Here is a 20000-nt window from a genome sequence, read left to right as displayed (position 1 = left end):
GACAGAACAAGTATTGATTATATATAGATATGCTGAGTTGACCCATTCCCTATTGCCTGTTCCCTGTTCCCAGCACAAAGCGCTATAACCTGCCATGTGTTACAATCCTTGACACAAGTGCGATTTCTTCTGTCAAAAAAAACGCTCCATGATCAACCCTGTGTTTCAATATCCCGTTTTCGGGCCAGAGATACAGTGTCCTCACTGTCGTCAAACCATTCCAGCGTTGACGTTGACGGATACCTATCTTTGTCCTCGTCATGGCGCGTTTGAATCCGATCCGAAAACTAAAGAGCTACTCCATATCCAGTCTGGCCGTCATTGGCGACTCTGGAAAGACCAATGGTATCGACAACATACCCATCCAGATGGCATTCGCTTTGAGATCCATGAGGGTTTAGACCGGCTTTACACTCAGGGATATCGGGCGACTAGGATTATTATTGCTCGCCGCTATCAGGATTTAATTTATTCTTATTTAGAGCGCAATTCGACTTGGCGCAATAGTAAAGATACCCAACCCCCTAAATTATATGGATTGCCGGTTGAATTTAGTCCCGACCCGTCGGAGGAACCGTGCTGGGAAGTGATTAATTTTGATTTGGAGAAGGAACCGGGCGCACCAGTACGTTATCCTTATTTCCGTTTGTTTGAGTAAGTAGAAGTCTCATGCACCATGTTTCGATTCGCACGGGTAATATTCATGAGGCGATCGCCTTTTATGAGATCCTGGGATTTGAGGTGACGGAGCGCTTTACTACAGGTATGACGTTAGCCTGTTGGCTGGAAGGGTTAGGGGGACGGATCGAGTTAATCCAGATTCCTCAACCCCGTCCAGCCGCCGATGCCTTTGGGGATGAACACTATACGGGATATTATCATCTGTCGTTTGATTTAACGGATTCGGCTTCGGATTTACCGAGTTGGTTGCAGGATTTACAAGCAAAAGTAACGGCTTCTCCCCATCTATCTCCCCTCAAGGTTTTATTAGCGCCGATGCAACAAATGATTGGCGATCGCGTTTATGAAGTAACATTTATTGCGGATACAGATGGGTTGCCTCTGGAATTTTTACGTCGATTATAGTGCTTTGTGCTAGGGAACAGGCTTTGGTGCATGTAGTTGATTCGATTAACAGTAAGACATAGTAGTAGGGGCGAAAAATTTTTCGCCCCTACTACAGATACAGCCATAACGCAAGCAAAGTGCTATATCTTCCCTCTCCCCCACGCAGAGAGCAAAGCAGTGTATGGATAACAAGGTGCGATCTGCAAAAGTGGCCGGAGTATCGTACAATAGAAAATTAAGAAATCCTTAAGTTAAATCGTCTTTGAGATGAAATCTATGAAAGCTTTAGCTCGAACTCTTGTTTGTGTGGCGATCGCCATCCTTCTGAGTGTTGGCATCAACCTCGCACCAGCCGCGGCAGAGACCATTGAAGTAAAAATGGGTGCTGATAACGGTATGTTGTCCTTTGTTCCCAGTAATATTGAAGCCTCTCCTGGAGATACCATTACTTGGATCAATAACAAGCTTGGCCCTCACAACGCTGTAGTTGAAGGACAACCTAAACTCTCTCAGAAGCAACTTCTGTTTAAAACGGGTGACAGCTACACTACTGAAATCCCTGGCGATCAGGCATTGGGAAGCTACACCTTCTATTGCGAACCCCATCGCGGTGCAGGAATGCAAGGTAAATTGATCATTAAATAGGATCTCCCTTGAATCGAGTCTAATGATCTTGCCCCCTTGAATAATTCCCCTCTCTATTTTGAGAGGGGTTTTTATGGGCGAATTCTATACAGCGCTTCGCGCGGTAATGGGTAATCTCAAGTCCGGTTAATTGACTATGATGCCATGCTTCATGTTGGGGAATAGGGACTGTTAATGATTAATTATTCTTAAACCGTTCCTTTGCTCCTTGAAACGCTTCGCGCATGACCAACTGAATCTTACTGGGATCGGGTTTTTTGCCACCCATTAAATCGCCAAAATACACACAAGCCGTTTCCCCTAATGCAAACGTATAAGCGGCAGCCCAAGATGCGGCGATCGCACTACCAAAGCCTGGAATAAACTTCACCAACTCTCGGCCAATGGCTTGGGCCACAAATCCACCGGCGATCGCACTCACCAGTCCTCCCGCCTGAGACACGCTCAAGGTTTGGCCATAAAGTTTACCCAATACGCCCACCATCGACGCTTGCAATGCCGTTAACACCGGCATCGTCGCAAAGGGCAAAGGAACCGCCGCAGCCGTTGCCGCCATAACTGAAAATGCAGCAATATATCGCCGTCCTACGTCCCGATAGAGGTTTCCTAACTGCTTACCCACCCCCTGATCCAAAAGCTGATAAATAGCGCGAGACTCAGCTTCTGGTAGCAAATCCCCCAGAGTATCCCGCAATTGTTCCAGACCATAAAATACCGGCGTATACCCATCTTCCTCAAGGGTAAAATCAATCAAAATCACCCGATCCGGTTCCAGGGAGCGATCGCCCTTAAATCCCTCTTCAATGGCAGAAGCTGCCCGTTGTAAAGACTCAAACTGTGGAGGATAGGGTGGGTGATTCTCCACATCCAGAGGATACAGCTCATGCAAACAGGTAATTGCCAATAAACACGGAACTTGAGGATACTTTTGACGCAGTTTTTGCACCACTTGACGCAGACTATCTGTGGCAAAATCATTAATCTTAACGGTTAAAATCAATACTTTTGCGCCAACTGCCTCCCCTTCCAACTCCTGGGCCAACTCTTCAATAATCTGCTCCGTATCCTGCTCGACATCCCCCAACCCCACTGTATCTGTAAAAATCAGTAGGGGTAAATCTTCCGAAGGATAAGCATAGCGCTCGGTATGTTGGGTATGGGGACGGAAACCTTGACCGACTATTTCCGCAGAAATCCCTGTTAGTCCCCGTACGATCGAACTTTTCCCCGTTTGCGGTTTCCCAATCAGTAGTGCTTCTGTCGTTGGTAACTCTGAGCGCACCCGATCCAGAATTTGGGCAATTTGCTCCTCACTCACCCTAAACCACTTGAGCATTGATATTTCCCAAAATTTTCTCAAAACTTACTGTGCAAGTTCTTCCTTGGGAGGAATCACTAAAACTGGACAGGGAGCTTTAGGCAAAATTTCCTGGCTCACACTCCCTAAGAGAAATTTTTGCAGACCACTGCGCCCATGGGAACCGACAATAATTAAATCAGCGCCTAATTTTTCTGCCTCTTTTAACAAGGCTGGCACAGTCTGGCCTTGAACTAATAACCCCACTGTCTCAAATCCTTGATCCCGTAGCAATTTAGCTTCTTCTTGAATGTGATGATGTTCATTTTTGTAGATTTCGGCCAGACGGTCTCTTTGATCTTGAGGTCCGGTGGACATACCGATAAATTCTGGTTCTGGATCGGCCACATGAATGAGCCATAGCTTGCTCTGGAAGATTTGGGCAAAAGTCTGAGCATGGGCGAGAATTTCAGAGGTTTGGTCAGAAAAATCTAGGGCAACAACTATCTTTTTCATAGAGAAACCGAATCATAAAGAATAGGATTATGGCTTAAGGATTGACCCGTTTACGCAGGTTATCCAGAGTTTTAGCGATCTGGTCTCCAGAGAGGAGATCTTTCGCCATGGATAAACCCGTCTCTACGCTATCACAATACCCACAGCGCCAGAGATAAAATCCACCATTCCAGATTGCAGAGTTTAAGAGAGGGGTGGGCTGATGGTCTAAAATGGCATTTAGGGAAGCGATCGCCATCTCTTCTGATTCTAAGGACAGGTCGGATGGAGTCAATCCATAGTCTCGACAGTTTATACAGAAGCGTTCGAGAGCAATTTCTGGCTTCTCAGTCCCTGAAATCTCAACAGAGCGATCGCCACTGAGTCCGGTAATAGCAGTCCGAGACAGAGGGAGATCGCAACTTCCTTCTAAGCCTTTGATGGTCGTCAGTTGCTCAATCCCACGTAGAGCCAAAGTTTTTTTAAATAGGGTTTCTGTCGGAGGATGCACGTACCCAGTCATTAGATGAACGGGCCCAGAATAGGGACACCACATCAGTTCAATGGTTGCGAAAGGCGGCCGTTTACCAATTTCTTCCCGGAATGAAACTAAACTATCAGCTCTCGGAAAATGCTGAGGTAGATAAACAAATCCTAAACCCGTTTGGTTAAAAATCTCCTGAGTTTGATCTAGGGAAAGTGATTCCCAATTTACGCCTAAGCCTTTCCACAGCTCAATCAGGGGAATGCCATATTTACTGGGCATCCGAGTTCCTCCATGGAGAATCACGGGGATACCCACGGTGTTGAGCATGAGGACGGTAATGATATTGACTGGAACTAAGCGCGATCGCCCATCGTAGGGAATTCCCAGAACCACTACCTTTTCTCCGTCCTGACGTGGACTTAATTTTTGACCCAACTCGTCATAAGTATCCAAAATTCCAGCTAACTCTTCTGGTGTCGGTCGTCTCATTCGGTGAGCAATCATAAATGCACCAATTTGAGCAGGTGTGGCTTCTTGAAGTAGCATCTGTCGTGCGGCTTGCGCCGACTCTGTGCGAGTGAGTAGTTTTCCAGTATGGGGGCCACTCCCTACTTTTTTTAACAGTTCTCGGAAAGAATGACTCATAATTTATTCCCTATTACCGATTACCTAATTTATCTTCCACTTGCGATTGTCGCTTGTCGAGCAAATTGAGGCGGAATACATTCTAGGGCTAAGGTACGAAACTTTTCAATAGGGGGAATTTGCAGCCGATCTTTAGTGGTGACTAACACCACATTACGCGTTAGAGGTTTTCCCCCATCATGAACACTCGGTTGTAGGGGACAGGAAATCACGCCGGGATCTTCACAGGCTAATCTTATTGCTGATTCAGGTAAAATAGCCAGGAATTCTCCTTGGCGAATCACACCTCGAAAAGCGTCTAAGGTATTCAGTTCTAAAACGACTCGATAGTGAAGATTGTGTTTGCTAAACTGCTCATGAACCAGTCGTTGCATTCCATATCCATCCTTAAATAGCACTTGCGGATAGTGGGAAATCGCTTCCCAAGATAACCCTTGTTCTTGACATAAAGGATGATCGGCTGCCATTAACACAGCAATAGTTTCTTCAAAGAGGGGATCGACCACTAACTCAGCACTAGTGGTTAAAAAACGATTTTGCATAACGAGCGCTAAGTCTACTAAACCATCTTTAAGCACTTTCAAGGCGCGATCGCTCCCTAAAGCTGTTACTCGTAACTGAACATCTGGATGAGACCAACAAAATCGCTGTAAAACGAGGGGTAAACCATACGAACAAAGGGAAGGAATGGCTGCAACACACAGTTCCTGTTGCTTTCCTGCTAAGAGTTCCGAGATTTCCTGTTGAGCCGTTTGCCATTCTTGGCAAATGCGTCGAGCATGGGGAAGTAGAGCGGCTCCACCCACTGTCAATTTGGCGATCGAAGAACGATGAAATAAAGCCATTCCCAGATCTGCCTCTAATCCTTGAATTTGTCGGCTAATCGTTGATTGAGTGACCCCACACTCATGGGCTGCCTGTTGAAAGTTTCCAGTTCTAGCAACGGATAAAAATGCTTGTAATTGCTCTAAACGCATAGGCAGCCTAGCCTATCCCTAAGTCTAAGTTATCTTAAAACCTTAGCGAACATCAAACTGATATTTGGTAGTTAGGACTACAATTGATCAATTAAAAATTAAAAAGTAAAAATCCCAAATGGGTATGACTTAGAGAAAATTTATTCTAGTGACGCTAACATAGGATCGACAGGGCAACCCTCACCCCATTCCCCATTCCCTATGAATCTCCTCAATCGCCTTCCAGGACGCATTTATTTAATCTTAGCAACCCTGATTTTTGCTGCCTCCAGTTCAGTCACCCGCCAAATCATCAACTTAGGAGAACAACACCTGATTAACGGTCGAAATCCTATCTCTTTTTGTAATGTCTTATTGGTCGGCAATATTTGGGCATTGATTATTTTAGTTCTGCTCTATCGTCAAGAAATCCAGACCCATCCCTGGAAAAAACTGAAGAGCAAAGATTGGGGATTCTTAAGCCTGATTGCCCTATTATCAGGAGCATTAGGACCAGCCCTGATATTTTCGGCTCTAGATCAAACCAGCGTCAGTAATGTAATCTTGATTGGCAGAATTGAACCGCCACTGACGTTAGCCTTATCTGTTCTATTTCTCAAAGAACGAGTCAATCTTTGGGTGATTGCTGGGGCTATCCTGGGCTTTATCGGAGTTGGGTTAACCGTACTCATTGCGCCTGCTTCAGATTCCATGGTGGAAATGGCAACATTCGAGATTGGAGTTGGAGAATTGTTAGTGATTGCTGGAGCGGTAGCCACGGCGATCGCAACTATAATCAGTAAAATTACCCTACAACACATTTCTCTCGGTTTTTTTAGCCTCTATCGCACCACCCTAGGAACCCTAATTTTCTTCATGATCGTAGTCAAACTCTTTGGTTGGTCTCATTTTACCGATGTTTTTGCCCCTGTAATTTGGCAATGGATGTTAATCTACAGTGCCATCATCGTGGTTGGCGGACAATTTTTTTGGCTCAAAGGCCTCAAACTCAGCAATGCGTCCGAAGTCTCCCTCGTGAATGCCTTCAGTCCCCTAGCTGCGATAGTCTTTGCCTATCTCATTGTCAGAGAAGTTCCCACCTTCGGCCAGTATATCGGCGGCTCAGTCATTGCGATCGCCATCATTATCAACCAAATCGGCCTTAATCGTCTCTCTCCTCCCCCTTCTCCCAAACCCCTATCCGCTTCTGGACTAGACCGCTCCGTTGGCTTTAAAGGCATGTAATATCCCTATGCCCTAGCGCGGATAAGGAAGATAGGAATCCCGGGATACGGTGATTACCCATCACCTATTACCCATTACCCATCTTAGAGGTGATACCATGAGGAGAAGTTTTTAATTACCCTCAAAGTGTCTGGTAGAGTACATCGATTATGCTGAAAAACCTGTTTGGTGATCCCAACACCCGCAAACTCAAAAAATATCAGCCCTTCGTTTCTGACATCAGCCTCTACGAAGAAGACATTCAAGGTCTATCGGACGACGAATTGAGGGGCAAAACCGCAGAATTTAAGCAAAGTTTGGAAAAAGCGGGTTCTGAGCAAGCTCAAAAAGACTTACTTGATGACATCCTTCCCGAAGCATTCGCCGTTGTGCGCGAAGCTGGCAAGCGCGTCTTGGGGATGCGCCACTACGATGTACAAATGATTGGGGGGATGGTCCTCCACGATGGCCAGATTGCAGAAATGAAAACCGGGGAAGGAAAAACCCTGGTGGCTACGCTTCCAGCTTACTTAAACGCCCTCACCGGAAAAGGAGTTCATGTTATTACCGTCAACGACTACCTGGCCCGTCGGGACGCAGAATGGATGGGGCAAGTCCATCGATTCCTGGGATTAAGCGTGGGCTTGATTCAACAGAATATGCCCCCCTCAGAACGCCGCAAAAACTATAACTGTGATATTACCTACGCGACTAACTCCGAAGTCGGATTTGATTATCTGCGCGATAATATGGCTTCTTCCATGGCTGAAGTGGTGCAGCGGCCGTTTAATTTCTGCATTATTGACGAAGTAGATTCGGTCTTAGTTGATGAAGCACGAACTCCTCTGATTATTTCAGGTCAAGTAGACCGGCCCAGTGAAAAATATATTAGAGCGGCTCAACTGGCCCAAGGTTTAGTTGCCTTAGATGAGGAAAGTGGTAATGGCCATTATGAAGTCGATGAAAAGGCCCGTAATGTACTGTTAACCGATGACGGGTATATTGCCTCTGAAGAATTTTTACAAGTTGCCGACTTATTTAACCCAGATGACCCTTGGGCCCATTTTGTATTTAATGCGATTAAGGCCAAGGAGTTGTTTATTAAGGATGTTAACTATATTGTCCGGGACGATGAAATTGTCATTGTGGATGAGTTTACCGGTCGCGTAATGCCGGGTCGTCGCTGGAGTGATGGACTACATCAGGCCATTGAGGCGAAGGAGCATGTGGAGATTCAGCCAGAAACCCAAACCTTGGCTAGCATTACCTATCAGAATTTCTTTTTGCTCTATCCCAAGTTATCGGGAATGACGGGAACAGCAAAAACAGAGGAAGCAGAATTTGAGAAGATTTATAACTTAGAGGTGACCATCGTTCCCACCAACCGGCCGACAGGGCGTAAAGACATGGCCGATGTGGTGTATAAAACAGAGGAAGCGAAGTGGAAAGCAGTAGCACAAGAGTGTTCTGAACTTTACCAAGAAGGTCGGCCGATTCTGGTGGGAACCACGAGTGTGGAGAAGTCGGAGGTCTTGTCAGAGCTGTTGAGCGGGTTGAGTGTGCCCCATCAGTTACTCAATGCGAAGCCGGAGAATGTGGAGCGGGAATCGGAAATTGTGGCGCAAGCCGGGCGCAAAGGGGGAGTTACCATTGCCACGAACATGGCAGGACGGGGGACAGATATTATACTCGGTGGTAACTCGGATTATATGGCCCGGTTGAAGTTGCGGGAGTATTTTATGCCCCGAATTGTGAAGCCGGAAGATGAGGATGGCTTGGGCGTGCAGAAAGTGGCGGGTACGGGTAAACGGAAGGCTGCCCAAGGGTTTAGTTTAGATAAGAAGGTGAAAACTTGGAAGGTGTCCCCGAAGATTTTCCCCACGGAGTTGTCGGCGAGTACCCAAGCTAAATTGAAAGAAGTTGTTGATTTTGCCGTAGCAGAGTATGGGGAGCGCTCTTTACCGGAATTGACGGCTGAGGATAAGGTAGCGGTAGCCGCAGAAAAAGCGCCGACCAATGACTCGGTGATTCAAAAGCTGCGGGAAGTGTTTAATCTCATTCGCTCGGAATATGAGGAATTGACTGACCAAGAACATGACGAGGTGATTAACCTCGGTGGTTTGTTTGTCATTGGTACAGAGCGCCATGATTCCCGACGTATTGATAATCAGCTCCGAGGTCGTGCGGGTCGTCAAGGTGACCCTGGAACGACGAAGTTTTTCCTCAGCTTACAGGATAACTTGCTGCGGATTTTTGGGGGCGATCGCGTTGCCGGTCTGATGGGGATGTTCAAAGTGGAAGAAGATATGCCCATTGAGTCAGGAATGCTCACCCGTTCCCTGGAAGGAGCGCAGAAGAAAGTCGAAACCTACTACTACGATATCCGCAAGCAGGTGTTTGAATATGACGAGGTGATGAATAACCAGCGCCGAGCCATTTATGCCGAGCGTCGCCGCGTCTTGGAAGGACAAGACTTGAAGGAACAGGTGATAGCCTATGCGGAACGAACTATGGACGATATTGTTGAAGCCTATGTTAACCCAGAACTACCCGCCGAAGAATGGGATTTGGGCCAACTGGTGAGTAAAGTCCAAGAGTTTGTCTATCTACTCAGAGACTTGCAACCTCAACAACTCCAAGACCTGAGTTTTGCGGAGATGAAAACCTTCTTGCACGAACAAGTCCGCATTGCTTACGACTTGAAAGAAGCGGAAGTAGACCAAATTCAAGCGGGGTTAATGCGTCAAGCAGAACGGTTCTTTATTCTCCAGCAAATTGATACCCTTTGGCGGGAACATCTCCAACAAATGGATGCCTTGCGAGAGTCTGTGGGACTGCGCGGTTATGGACAAAAAGACCCGTTGATTGAGTATAAGAGTGAAGGCTATGAACTATTCTTAGAGATGATGATTTCCATTCGCCGGAATGTGGTTTATTCTCTGTTCCAGTTCCAACCCCAAGGACAACCCAAAGCAGCCGCTCAACAGGAAACCGTGTAGATGATAGCTGTGAGAAGAAGCTGGGTTTCCACCCAATACACCAGAAACTCAGTTTCTAGGTTATCGTGTGGCATATAGCGATTCTCTCTTCTATAGCAGAGCAAGGAAGAATTAGCAGATTTTCTATTGCCTATGGCCTCAAACCATGACTTAGCATTCTAACCAACTCTTTCTCTGCTATACAATCCAAATTTACGCTTGTTTCTCGCCATAACATTATTTATGGATCAAATTTGTATAAATTTCTAAGAATGGACTATACATCTGGCCAATTTTGCATTGCAACTCACATTGTTTAGAGAAGTCGCGATCTAAATCATGTCGATTTTTGTAATAAAACATCATTACTCTTAAACCACCACGTATAAAGTATGCAGGTCGAAGCAACTGCAACCAGGGACGTTGCCAAGGATAATATCGTGCTAAACGAGTTAAATGATTAGATAAACCATAACCTCTAGCTAACTTAAGAAGATAGTCTTCTTGTAGGCGGTGAGCATAGATATGATGCCAAATCTCCATTTTGGGATTATGCCAAACTTCCCAGGAACTATTTTGGATATAAAGCATCATTTCTGCATCTTCACCCGCAGCCATTGTCCTTGGATCTCGTCCTGAAATTAACAATTTTTCTGGAGCAGGCATCGCCTCTTGCCAAGCTTCTTTACGAATCACAACACCGGGTGCAGGGGGAATTCTGCGAATCTTATTACTACGTTTATATTGGAAAGGCTTAGAACCGCGATTGCATATGGTTAGATAGTTTTTCATCTGGCGAAAATAACTGGGTGGATCGATATCCAGTTGGGCATGAATGATTCCACCATACGCACCAATATTAGGATTTTTTATGCCAAAATCAACACTTTCTGCAACCCAATTTGCTTTCGGTAAATTATCATCATCTAGAAACCCGATTAAACTTTTACTCTTGGCTTCTGCTACCGCACGATATCGGGCATAAGTTGCCCCTTGACGACTCTCAAATGTATAACGAAGTTGACTATCTGTACGCCAAGTTTTCCCATATTGCAAAACGACTTCGCGAGTGTTATCTTCGCTATTGTTGTCAACCACTAAAACTTCCCAGTTGATAGAGTTTATCTCTTGCTTCAATAAACACTCTAAAACTTCTGGAATCCTTGTGGCTCCATTATAAGTAATAATTGCAATGGTAAAATCTACTGTCATAAGTAATGAATCTCTCAAACTTTAGACCTATCAATTGTCTTATTAAAATACCCTTGCATCCACAAATAAAATGGACTCCTCAAACTATTGAGGAGAATTTCTAATTGACAGGTTGCAACGATATCAGATTGGACGCGATCGCGGTAGCGCAGTAGCAACATTAAAAGCTTTCTAGTATCATTGATCATATAAAGGGGATAAATCAAAAGCCTCTGCCAATCCTTAGCTTTTAAGGTACGAGTAACATATCGACTCAGACCAATTCCTCGAAACATCTGAATTAAATAATCTCGTTCTAAACGCCAAGGGGGAATTTTATGATCCAATTCCATCGCTGGATTGTACCAAATATCCCAGCCTTTGTTTTGAATGTAGGATAGTAGCTCTAAATCTTCACCACTAATAAACTTACCGTTGATTCTTCCGCTTAAGGTTAATTTTTCCGGCACACTTTCTAACCAGGCTTGTTTGCGAATGACAATACCAGCACCTGGAGGAAGGAGGTTATTTCGAGGAGAGTAGAGTCGGGGTTTAGAACCTCGTTCAACCAGAGCTAAATAAGGTAGGAGGGGTTTAAGCTCTTCTGAAGGAGGAGATTCAAATAAACCGTGAACCTGACTACCCAATGCTCCCGCTTTAGGATGTACTTGCCCAAACTGGTAAGCTGAAATCAACCAATTGGGATAGGGTAAATTATCGTCATCAAGAAAACCCACCCACTCTCCTTGCGCTACTTGAAAGGCACATTGTCGAGCAAAAGCAAGTCCTTGTTGTGGCTCAAAGACATAGCGCAAGGGAATGTCTAAATCCCAATTGTTTTGGTACTCTTGAAAAACTTGTTTCGTCTTGTCCGTACTGTTATTATCAACTAGGATAATTTCCCAGGTCAGGGAATCGATACCCGTTTGTTGGCGCAATTTATCCAAAACTTCTGGAAACCGGTTTGCGCCATTATAGGTGGGGATAGCAACCGTAAATTGTACAGACATTTTTCCTCTCTTTACTCGGAGATCGAGGCAACGGGTTCAGGTTCTGGAGATCCGATTACATCACTGAGTTTACCGAAGGTGAGCGCACCCTCTTGGCAATCAATTTTAATAGCATCTCCTTCAATGAAGCTATTGTCTAAAATTCGGGTGGCGATCGCATTTTCCACCTGTTTTTGAATCGCCCGTTTTAGGGGACGGGCCCCATAGACCGGATCGTAGCCTGCCTCTACCAGATGGTCAACCGCAGCCGAAGTAATTTCCAGCGTAATCTTTTGTTCCGCTAACAACTGCTGAGTGCGTTTGAGTTGAATATGGACAATACTGCCCAATTCTCCTTTACCCAAGGCATGGAAGAGGATCAGATCGTCAACGCGGTTGAGAAATTCCGGTCGAAATTGTTTGCGGAGTGCCTTTTGTACCCGTTTGCGCATCTCCTCATATTGGCTATCATCACCAGAAACATCGAGGATATGCTCCGATCCAATATTACTGGTCATCACAATCACCGTATTGCGGAAATCAATCATCCGTCCTTGGGAGTCCGTAATTCGCCCATCATCAAGGACTTGCAGCAAAATATTAAACACATCTGGGTGCGCTTTTTCCACTTCATCCAACAGTACCACAGAATAGGGACGACGACGGACTTGCTCGCTCAGTTGTCCCCCTTCCTCATATCCCACATATCCCGGAGGCGCACCCACTAAACGGGAAACGGCATGTTTCTCCATATACTCGGACATATCAATTCTCACCATGGCTTCTTCCGAGTCGAATAAACTGGCAGCCAAGGCTCTCGCTAATTCCGTTTTTCCCACCCCGGTCGGCCCCATGAACAGGAACGAACCGATGGGACGACCGGGATCTTTCATTCCTGCTCTAGCGCGGCGTATGGCTTCAGCAACCGCCTGTACAGCCTCATGTTGACCGACGACGCGCTGGTGTAAATAGCTCTCCAGGTGTAGCAGTTTTTGCCGTTCCGACTCCAGTAAACTATTGACCGGAATACCCGTCCACTTAGCAACAATTTCGGCAATATCGGCTTCGGTGACTTGTTCGCGCAATAGAGCCGAACCTTGTTCCTGTAGCGCTTGCAGTTGTCCTTCTTTCGTTTCCCGCTCCCGTTCCGTTTTCTCTAATTTGCCATATTTGAGTTGCGCTGCCCGATTTAAATCATAAGCCCGTTCTGCTTGTTCAATTTGCACGCGCAACTGGTCTTCTAATTCCTTGAGGATATTAATATCATCGATCAATTGTTTTTCCCCTTGCCATTGATCGTTCAATTCTTTCTGTTCTTGCTTGAGTTCGGTAATTTCTTGCTCAATGCGTCTGACTCTTTCTTGGGGTTCTTTCGTTTGTTCCCCATCCAAAGACAGTTTTTCCATCTCTAATTGCATGATCCGGCGATCTCTAGTTTCCAGTTCCACCGGTTTGGATGTAATATCCATTTTCAGTTTAGCGGCTGCTTCATCGACTAAATCGATCGCCTTATCGGGTAAGAAGCGGTCGGTAATATACCGGTTTGATAACTTGGCTGCTGCTACCAGAGCCGAGTCCGTAATTTTGACTCCATGGTGGACTTCGTAGCGCTCTTTTAACCCCCGCAGAATGGAAATCGTATCCTCGACACCGGGTTGATCGACATACACCTGTTGGAAACGACGCTCTAGGGCGGCATCTTTTTCAATATAATTGCGGTATTCATCCAGAGTCGTTGCTCCAATGCAGCGCAACTCGCCCCGCGCTAACATGGGTTTGAGTAAATTGGAGGCATCCATGGCACTCGACTGTCCGGAACCGGTTCCGACTACGGTATGTAGCTCGTCGATAAACAGGACAATTTGCCCTTCGGAGTGGGTAACTTCCCGCAAAACTGCCCGCAGTCTGGCTTCAAATTCGCCCCGATATTTGGCTCCAGCGATTAAACTCCCCATATCTAGGGTGATCAGTTGTCGGTTTTTGAGAGACTCTGGTACTTCATTATTAACAATACGCTGGGCTAGGGCTTCGGCGATCGCCGTTTTTCCCACTCCGGGTTCCCCAATTAACACCGGGTTATTTTTCCGTCTGCGGGAGAGGACTTGTATCACCCTCCGAATCTCCTCATCCCGCCCGATAACGGGGTCTAGGTTGCCCGATCTCGCCAATTCTGTCAAATCTCGCCCGTACTTCTCCAAAGCGTTGTAGCTATTTTCTGGGGCTTGATCCGAGACCGTTTGACTGCCGCGAATGTCTTTAATGGTTTGTTCCAGTTGGGTGCGGGTGCGGTTAAACCGACGCACCAATTCCCGCCCAATCCGTTGATCTTCGGCAAGAGCCAGTAAAATATGCTCGACGGAGATATATTCATCATTCCAACTTTGGCGGGCAGTTTCGGCTTCATCGAGGAGCTTATCCAAACTGCGACCGAGATAAAGTTGATCAACATTGTAGGTGGTTTTCTGGCGACTATCAAACTGGTTGAGTTGCTGTAATAAGCGCCCTGGCTCAATTCCCGCCTTTTCTAGGATGGTTTTTGCCAGTCCTCCTTGCTCCAAAAGAGCGATCGCCACATGCTCGACTTCCAACTGCTGATGTTTCCCGCGACGAGCGACATCCTGAGAGTTGACAATGGCTTCCCAAGCTTTATTGGTAAATTTCGATGAATCAGTTGGCTGCATGGTTAGGGTAATGGGCGATCTTCGCGCTTTAAGCTTACTATTATAATGATCAAGTTCTAGATTAAGATAACAGGCTGGCAGCAAAGTGGAGTGGGAAGTTGGCAGAGTGGGCAGGATAAGCCGCAACATAGTTCAAATTCACACAAGGGCTATCAGGAGCTGAATGCTATAATTCAAAAAAGCGTATCCGATCCAGAAACTTCTTTAGAGATTCCAGAACTCCATCAAGCCTTTGACATGACTCAATTGGTTTTCGATGAACAGTACGAGGTCATTAATCAATGGATTCCCTAGATAACTATTATGAAGTCATTAAAAGCATTCTGGTAGAATATGCCAAGCTTCCCTATGCCCATGGGAAACTAGAGCGCAAATTGGTGATTGGAGAAGATCGCCGGAATTATGTATTGTTAACCGTCGGAGAATTGAAAGGAAAGCGAGTCCATAGTTGTATTGTCCATCTAGAAGTAGTTGGAGATAAAATCTGGATTCATGAGGATGGTTTAGAAGATGGTATTACTGATGATTTACTCAGAGCTGGAATTCCCCAAAATAAAATTGTCCTAGGATTTTATCTTCCCCATATCCGACGTTATACGGAATTTGCAGTCAATTAGATCGATTATTCTATAAAGATTAGGAGAGAATTGTGGATGGAAACCAATCTTGAACCACAACTGGGGCAGATTAATATACCGATCGCGCAAATTTACCAACGGTTGCAAGTCACTCCGGAACAAGTTGTGGCATTTTGCCAGAAGTGGAAAATTATAGAATTATCAGTGTTTGGATCGGTACTACGGGACGATTTTCGGTCAGCAGACAATGATCCCAGTGATATCGATCTACTGTATGTTTTCGATCCAGGAGTCACTTATGGATTTGATTTTTGGGATATCCAGGAAGAGCTAGAACGTTTATTCTGCCGAAAGGTTGATTTGGTCAGTAAGCAGGGTATTGGGAAAAGTCGTAATTGGTTAAGACGTAAATCAATCCTGGAATCAGCGCAGGTGATTTATGGAAAGAGATAAACAATCGATTCTTGATATTGTTGATTCAATTCACTTAATCTTTGAGTATCTTCAATCGACGAATTGGGAAAATTTTGAACAAAACACAAAAGATCAAGATGCAGTTATTCGTCGATTAACGATTATCGGTGAAGCGACTAAGCGTCTATCCCATGAATTCCGATCTCGGAATCCAGAAATTCCTTGGAGGAAAATGGCTGGTTTACGTGATATTATTGTGCATGAATATGACGATCTTAAATTAGATATTATTAGACAAATTATTGAGGTAGAGCTTCCTGCGGTATTGCAATCACTTCAACCTTTATTACCGCCTCCTCCAGAAAATCAGAGTAATGACTAGAGGTTGATTAACTCCCGTTTATTTTTCGCTCTTATAGCGCCAAAATTCCGCCAGGAAAGCCACTAATCCGGACATCACAATCAGGATCACGCTTAAGGCGTTGATATCGGGTTTTACGCCGGTTCGGATGCGGCTAAAGATTTCCATAGGCAGGGTGTTAAAGCCACTGCCTGCGGTGAAACTGGCGATCAGGAAATCATCCATACTGAGGACAAATGCCAGTAGACAACCGGAGACGATACCGGGTAATAATTGAGGTAAGAGGACTTGCATAAAAGCGTTAAAGGGGGTTGCACCTAAGTCTAAAGCTGCTTCTTCCAGGTGTGGGTCTAAATCAGCGAGTCGAGTGGAGACGACGAGGGCAATGTAGGCGAGACAAAAGACAATATGAGCCGCGACAATTGTCCACAGATTGAGGGGAATGGCGAAGACGGCGAGGAAGACAAGGGTAGCAACGGCGATCGCAATATCAGGAATAATCAAAGGTAAATAAGATACTCCCAAATACAGGGATTTCCCTCGGAATTTATATTTGGCTAATCCCACTGCCATCAGGGTTCCCAAAATTGCTGAAGCACCGACGGCACAAAACGCAACAATTAAGCTATTTTGCAGAGAGGATAGGATTCTGACATCCGAGAACAGTTTCATGTACCAATCCAAAGTAAACCCTTTCCAATTGGCACTATAAGCAGATTGGTTAAAACTATAAAAGGCTAAGACGGCAATGGGTAAATACATAAACCCAAACATGATCGCAGTAAACCCAATTTGCCAGGAAAAGGAAAATTTAGATTTAGATCCCAAGGAGTCAGGGATTACAGTTTCTTCAGGGGGTTGAATCGATTGTGTCATGGTTAGGGAATAGGGAATGGGGAATAGGGAATGGGGAATGGAGAATGGGGGAATGGGGAATGGGGAATAACCGCCATGTTTCCGTGTCTCCGCGTCTCCACGTCTCCCTATCCCCCTATCTCCCCATCTCCCTATCCCTCTACTAGCTCTTTGTGGGTAAAGGATTTCGCCTCCGCTCCAGTGTAGGTAGCGGAAATATGACCATTACCGGTAACTTGATATTTATAGGTGATTAACCCTTCTAATCCTACAGGGCCGCGCGGGGGCATTTGTTGGGTACTGATGCCGACTTCTGCGCCAAAACCATAGCGAAATCCGTCGGAAAACCGGGTGGAACAGTTATGATACACGCCAGCAGCATCAACTTGATTCAGGAACAGTTGCGCGACTTGGGGGTTTTCGGTGACGATCGCATCAGTATGCTTCGATCCATAAGTATTAATATGATTCACTGCCTCCTCTAGAGAGTCCACCTGTTTAATCGCTAAAATCAGATCGCTGTATTCTGTAGACCAATCCGCTTCTGTGGCTGCGGGAATTGCCAATAATTCAGAAGTTGGATCATCTCCGAGTAATTTCACGCCTTTATCTTGTAGCGCTTGGGCAACTGGGGGAAGAATTTGCGGGGCGCAGGAGCGATGGACTAACAGGGTTTCGATGGCATTACAAGCAGCCGGATATTGGGTTTTGCCATCAACTGTAATGGCGATCGCCTTTTCCAGATCCGCAGATTCATCTAGATAGAGGTGACAAATACCATCCGCGTGACCCAGCACCGGAATATTCGTATTCTCCTGAACAAACCGGACAAACGAATTAGAACCTCTAGGAATAATTAAATCCACATATGGGTCTAACTTCAACAGCGCCACCGTTTCCTCGCGGGTGGTCAAAAGTTGCACCACATCTGGACTCACCGCTGTTTGTGATAACCCTTGTCGAATCGCCTTCACAATTGCCTCACACGACTGAATCGCTTCCTTTCCCCCCTTGAGAATCACCCCATTTCCCGACTTAATTGCCAACGTAGAAATCTGGATGGCTGCTTCAGGACGCGCTTCAAAAATCACCCCCAAAACCCCCAACGGACAACTGATCCGTTTCAGAACCAAACCCTCATCCAACTCTCGATGAATTTGAACCGTCCCCACCGGATCGGGTAACTTTTGTACATCTCGCACCCCAGCGATATTTCCTTTCAGCTTCGTTTCATCCAATTTCAGACGATGATAGAGGGGTTTAGCAATGCCTGCGGAAGTTGCCGCTTCACAGTCAGCTTGGTTTGCGGCTACAATTTCTGGTGTAGCCTGTTCCAATGATTTGGCGATCGCCTCAATAGCCTGATTTTTCTCTTCTGTCGTCAATCCAGCTAACTGACGCGCCCCTTGTCGTGTTTTCTGGGCCAATTCGACTAACGTGGAAGAACTCATGAGCAATTAACAATTAACAATTAACAATTAATAATTTTCATATCGGCGACAGCCGAAACAATTGGGTTGCCTCCACTTTTAGGAAGAGGCTAGTGTTCTCAAAAGTCTACCACATCCCCATGTCTCCCCATTCCCCCATTCCTCGACCCCATTCCTCTTCACCGCTCCCGCGCCAACCGAGCATGAGCCTGCACAAACTCTCCCGCAGACAACGCCCCAATAATTGACAACTCCCCAGCCAACGCCAACCCCGCGCACATCTCAGCAAACGCCCTCGCCTTACCCGCACCTGCTAACCCCAAAATCTGCAAACAAGCCTGCTGACTCGGCAGCCCAGTCCCTCCACCCACCGTACCCACAATCAAATTCGGCAACGTCACCGCCGCATATAAATCCCCCTCTAGCGTTAACTCAAACCGCGTCACCCCCACCGCAGACTCCGCCACACAAGCCGCATCCTGACCACACGCAATATACAGCGCCGCCAACCCATTGGCATAATGGCCCTGAATACCTATCGTCCCACTCATCGTTCCCCCCAAAGCCGACATCCGCCAATAGTTCACCATTTGTTCTGGAGTCGTGTGCAACCGTTGGGCAACTAACTGAGCTGGTATTTTTACTTCCGCTGTTACTTTTTTACCTCGCACTCCAGAAAATGATTGGGCGCTGGCCTTTTTATCTCCCGATAAATTAGCCTCAATAAACCAATATTGGGGAGCCACAGGACTCTGGCTGAGGATATACTGACAAATTACATCCGTTGCCAAAGTCACCATGTTTTGGCCAGCCGCGTCCCCTGTCGTAAACTGAAAATCCAGATAAACATGATTGCCTTCTACGGTAATTCGAGTATCGATTAATTTTCCGTAGCGCGTAGTTTGTTCTGCTTCTTGCTTAAAGGTTTCCTGTTCCCCTACCACCCAAGCCAAAAACAAGCCCACCTCTTGCAAGGTGCTAAACGCAAATCCAGGAGTGCGGTTGACCGCTTCATTGAGTAATAATGCTTGACATCCTCCTACTTCCGAAATCAGTTGGCATCCCCGCGAATAGGAGGCGACTAGGGCCGCTTCAGTAGTGGCTAAAGGCACATGATAATCTCCTTGAGCAAACAGTCCATTCACCCGCAGGGGGCCGGCAATACCCACCGGAAGTTTCACTGTACCGATAAAGTTTTCAATATTATACTGATAAGCTTCCAGTTGAGAGAGTGTTTGCCCATCTAATAAATTGGCTTGGGTTTCTGGGAGAGTCTCCAGTTGCTTCCAATGCTGTTCCACCCGTTGACGACTGAGGCGAAATGCACCGCGAAATTTGCGGGGTAAGGGTTTAGGGTTGGGTAGCAGTTTGTCTGAGAGTTCCGTTAGGCGGTTCTGTTCTAGAAGTTCTCGGACATATTGGTTGGCTTGACGATGGGGGGTAGACATAATGGGTTGAGGGAGAAGGTTTAATGGTTATTGTTTCAGGCATAAGTTGCAGAACTTAAGGGTTAAAAATGAGTCTAGAATATGGGTTTTATAAGAAATATAGCGCTTGGTGATGGGGTGATATCAAGTCCGTTGAATAAGTTGTGATATAGCAGTGAGTTCACTCCACCCGTAAAAATCGGTTAACCCTCCAATTAATTCTGGCTGTTTCAATAAGGTTTGGCAGCGCTGGTACAACACTTCTTCTAGCTGATCGAG

General features: G+C 45.9%; 19 protein-coding genes. 9 read left to right on the top strand and 10 right to left on the bottom strand.

Annotated features, from left to right (window positions below):
• Positions 1 to 148 precede the first annotated feature (148 nt).
• The 3 genes from PN466_RS05520 (at position 149) to petE (ending at position 1713) form a co-directional block, all read left to right on the top strand.
• A complete protein-coding gene (locus PN466_RS05520; RefSeq protein WP_271937625.1) occupies positions 149 to 658 on the top strand; it encodes a TIGR02652 family protein in 510 nt (169 codons plus the stop codon).
• Between the two features lie 11 nt (positions 659 to 669).
• Complete coding sequence (locus tag PN466_RS05515) at positions 670 to 1086, top strand: VOC family protein (RefSeq protein WP_271937623.1); 417 nt, start codon at positions 670 to 672, stop codon at positions 1084 to 1086.
• A gap of 249 nt (positions 1087 to 1335) precedes the next feature.
• Positions 1336 to 1713: a plastocyanin gene (gene petE, locus PN466_RS05510; RefSeq protein WP_278003000.1), complete on the top strand. Its 378-nt coding sequence runs from the start codon at positions 1336 to 1338 to the stop codon at positions 1711 to 1713.
• Positions 1714 to 1891: 178 nt separating this feature from the next.
• On the opposite strand, the gene PN466_RS05505 is transcribed toward petE, so the two are convergent.
• The 4 genes from PN466_RS05505 to PN466_RS05490 are packed head-to-tail and all read right to left on the bottom strand — an operon-like array spanning position 1892 to position 5614.
• The gene (locus tag PN466_RS05505) at positions 1892 to 3049 is read right to left on the bottom strand and encodes a GTPase family protein (protein ID WP_271937620.1); all 1158 of its coding nucleotides are present in this window, start codon (positions 3047 to 3049) and stop codon (positions 1892 to 1894) included.
• Between the two features lie 27 nt (positions 3050 to 3076).
• Complete coding sequence (locus PN466_RS05500; protein ID WP_271937618.1) at positions 3077 to 3526, bottom strand: universal stress protein; 450 nt, start codon at positions 3524 to 3526, stop codon at positions 3077 to 3079.
• A 34-nt stretch (positions 3527 to 3560) separates the two neighbouring features.
• Positions 3561 to 4637, bottom strand: coding sequence for an anthranilate phosphoribosyltransferase family protein (locus PN466_RS05495; protein ID WP_271937617.1), 1077 nt, complete (start codon positions 4635 to 4637; stop codon positions 3561 to 3563).
• 29 nt (positions 4638 to 4666) lie between these two features.
• The gene (locus tag PN466_RS05490) at positions 4667 to 5614 is read right to left on the bottom strand and encodes a LysR family transcriptional regulator (RefSeq protein WP_271937615.1); all 948 of its coding nucleotides are present in this window, start codon (positions 5612 to 5614) and stop codon (positions 4667 to 4669) included.
• A gap of 201 nt (positions 5615 to 5815) precedes the next feature.
• Here PN466_RS05490 and PN466_RS05485 point away from each other — a divergent pair, with 201 nt between their 5' ends.
• Complete coding sequence (locus PN466_RS05485) at positions 5816 to 6838, top strand: DMT family transporter (protein WP_271937614.1); 1023 nt, start codon at positions 5816 to 5818, stop codon at positions 6836 to 6838.
• A 149-nt stretch (positions 6839 to 6987) separates the two neighbouring features.
• Positions 6988 to 9816 carry a preprotein translocase subunit SecA gene (gene secA / locus PN466_RS05480; RefSeq protein ID WP_271937612.1) on the top strand — a complete coding sequence of 943 codons (2829 nt, stop codon included), beginning with the start codon at positions 6988 to 6990 and terminating at the stop codon, positions 9814 to 9816.
• A 216-nt stretch (positions 9817 to 10032) separates the two neighbouring features.
• Here secA and hpsE (PN466_RS05475) read toward each other — a convergent pair whose 3' ends face one another.
• Genes hpsE (PN466_RS05475) through clpB form a run of 3 tightly spaced genes read right to left on the bottom strand, consistent with a single transcriptional unit; the run spans position 10033 to position 14656 of the window.
• The gene (hpsE, locus tag PN466_RS05475) at positions 10033 to 11007 is read right to left on the bottom strand and encodes a hormogonium polysaccharide biosynthesis glycosyltransferase HpsE (RefSeq protein ID WP_271937611.1); all 975 of its coding nucleotides are present in this window, start codon (positions 11005 to 11007) and stop codon (positions 10033 to 10035) included.
• A gap of 14 nt (positions 11008 to 11021) precedes the next feature.
• Entirely contained in the window at positions 11022 to 11996 is a 975-nt protein-coding gene (hpsE, locus tag PN466_RS05470) for a hormogonium polysaccharide biosynthesis glycosyltransferase HpsE (RefSeq protein WP_271937609.1), read from the bottom strand.
• 11 nt (positions 11997 to 12007) lie between these two features.
• On the bottom strand, positions 12008 to 14656 hold the full coding sequence (gene clpB / locus PN466_RS05465; RefSeq protein ID WP_271937607.1) for an ATP-dependent chaperone ClpB: 2649 nt from the start codon (positions 14654 to 14656) through the stop codon (positions 12008 to 12010).
• Positions 14657 to 14746: 90 nt separating this feature from the next.
• Between clpB and PN466_RS05460 the strand changes: the two genes are divergently transcribed.
• Genes PN466_RS05460 through PN466_RS05445 form a run of 4 tightly spaced genes read left to right on the top strand, consistent with a single transcriptional unit; the run spans position 14747 to position 16030 of the window.
• Positions 14747 to 14950: a hypothetical protein gene (locus PN466_RS05460; protein ID WP_271937605.1), complete on the top strand. Its 204-nt coding sequence runs from the start codon at positions 14747 to 14749 to the stop codon at positions 14948 to 14950.
• Positions 14938 to 15273, top strand: a complete 336-nt coding sequence (locus tag PN466_RS05455) for a XisI protein (protein ID WP_271937604.1) — start codon at positions 14938 to 14940, stop codon at positions 15271 to 15273. Before PN466_RS05460 ends, PN466_RS05455 begins: the two co-directional genes overlap by 13 nt.
• 36 nt (positions 15274 to 15309) lie before the next feature.
• Positions 15310 to 15687: a nucleotidyltransferase family protein gene (locus PN466_RS05450; protein WP_271937603.1), complete on the top strand. Its 378-nt coding sequence runs from the start codon at positions 15310 to 15312 to the stop codon at positions 15685 to 15687.
• On the top strand, positions 15674 to 16030 hold the full coding sequence (locus PN466_RS05445) for a HepT-like ribonuclease domain-containing protein (protein WP_271937601.1): 357 nt from the start codon (positions 15674 to 15676) through the stop codon (positions 16028 to 16030). Before PN466_RS05450 ends, PN466_RS05445 begins: the two co-directional genes overlap by 14 nt.
• Positions 16031 to 16048: 18 nt before the next feature.
• On the opposite strand, the gene PN466_RS05440 is transcribed toward PN466_RS05445, so the two are convergent.
• From PN466_RS05440 to PN466_RS05430, 3 genes are all read right to left on the bottom strand, one after another.
• Positions 16049 to 16885 (bottom strand): ABC transporter permease, encoded by an 837-nt coding sequence (locus PN466_RS05440; protein ID WP_271937599.1) that lies wholly within the window; start codon positions 16883 to 16885, stop codon positions 16049 to 16051.
• Positions 16886 to 17016: 131 nt separating this feature from the next.
• On the bottom strand, positions 17017 to 18315 hold the full coding sequence (locus tag PN466_RS05435; protein ID WP_271937597.1) for a glutamate-5-semialdehyde dehydrogenase: 1299 nt from the start codon (positions 18313 to 18315) through the stop codon (positions 17017 to 17019).
• Between the two features lie 158 nt (positions 18316 to 18473).
• Positions 18474 to 19742: a hydroxymethylglutaryl-CoA reductase gene (locus tag PN466_RS05430; protein ID WP_271937596.1), complete on the bottom strand. Its 1269-nt coding sequence runs from the start codon at positions 19740 to 19742 to the stop codon at positions 18474 to 18476.
• Between the last annotated feature and the right edge of the window lie 258 nt (positions 19743 to 20000).

The sequence above is a fragment of the Roseofilum reptotaenium CS-1145 genome (assembly GCF_028330985.1).
Classification (GTDB): domain Bacteria; phylum Cyanobacteriota; class Cyanobacteriia; order Cyanobacteriales; family Desertifilaceae; genus Roseofilum; species Roseofilum reptotaenium.
This window is presented reverse-complemented; position numbering and strand designations above follow the sequence as displayed.

Coding starts and splice junctions, on each gene's coding strand:
- PN466_RS05520 (WP_271937625.1), top strand. CDS start 149: ATGATCAACCCTGTGTTTCAATATCCCGTTTTCGGGCCAGAGATACAG.
- PN466_RS05515 (WP_271937623.1), top strand. CDS start 670: ATGCACCATGTTTCGATTCGCACGGGTAATATTCATGAGGCGATCGCC.
- petE (WP_278003000.1), top strand. CDS start 1,336: ATGAAATCTATGAAAGCTTTAGCTCGAACTCTTGTTTGTGTGGCGATC.
- PN466_RS05505 (WP_271937620.1), bottom strand. CDS start 3,049: ATGCTCAAGTGGTTTAGGGTGAGTGAGGAGCAAATTGCCCAAATTCTG.
- PN466_RS05500 (WP_271937618.1), bottom strand. CDS start 3,526: ATGAAAAAGATAGTTGTTGCCCTAGATTTTTCTGACCAAACCTCTGAA.
- PN466_RS05495 (WP_271937617.1), bottom strand. CDS start 4,637: ATGAGTCATTCTTTCCGAGAACTGTTAAAAAAAGTAGGGAGTGGCCCC.
- PN466_RS05490 (WP_271937615.1), bottom strand. CDS start 5,614: ATGCGTTTAGAGCAATTACAAGCATTTTTATCCGTTGCTAGAACTGGA.
- PN466_RS05485 (WP_271937614.1), top strand. CDS start 5,816: ATGAATCTCCTCAATCGCCTTCCAGGACGCATTTATTTAATCTTAGCA.
- secA (WP_271937612.1), top strand. CDS start 6,988: ATGCTGAAAAACCTGTTTGGTGATCCCAACACCCGCAAACTCAAAAAA.
- hpsE (WP_271937611.1), bottom strand. CDS start 11,007: ATGACAGTAGATTTTACCATTGCAATTATTACTTATAATGGAGCCACA.
- hpsE (WP_271937609.1), bottom strand. CDS start 11,996: ATGTCTGTACAATTTACGGTTGCTATCCCCACCTATAATGGCGCAAAC.
- clpB (WP_271937607.1), bottom strand. CDS start 14,656: ATGCAGCCAACTGATTCATCGAAATTTACCAATAAAGCTTGGGAAGCC.
- PN466_RS05455 (WP_271937604.1), top strand. CDS start 14,938: ATGGATTCCCTAGATAACTATTATGAAGTCATTAAAAGCATTCTGGTA.
- PN466_RS05450 (WP_271937603.1), top strand. CDS start 15,310: ATGGAAACCAATCTTGAACCACAACTGGGGCAGATTAATATACCGATC.
- PN466_RS05445 (WP_271937601.1), top strand. CDS start 15,674: ATGGAAAGAGATAAACAATCGATTCTTGATATTGTTGATTCAATTCAC.
- PN466_RS05440 (WP_271937599.1), bottom strand. CDS start 16,885: ATGACACAATCGATTCAACCCCCTGAAGAAACTGTAATCCCTGACTCC.
- PN466_RS05435 (WP_271937597.1), bottom strand. CDS start 18,315: ATGAGTTCTTCCACGTTAGTCGAATTGGCCCAGAAAACACGACAAGGG.
- PN466_RS05430 (WP_271937596.1), bottom strand. CDS start 19,742: ATGTCTACCCCCCATCGTCAAGCCAACCAATATGTCCGAGAACTTCTA.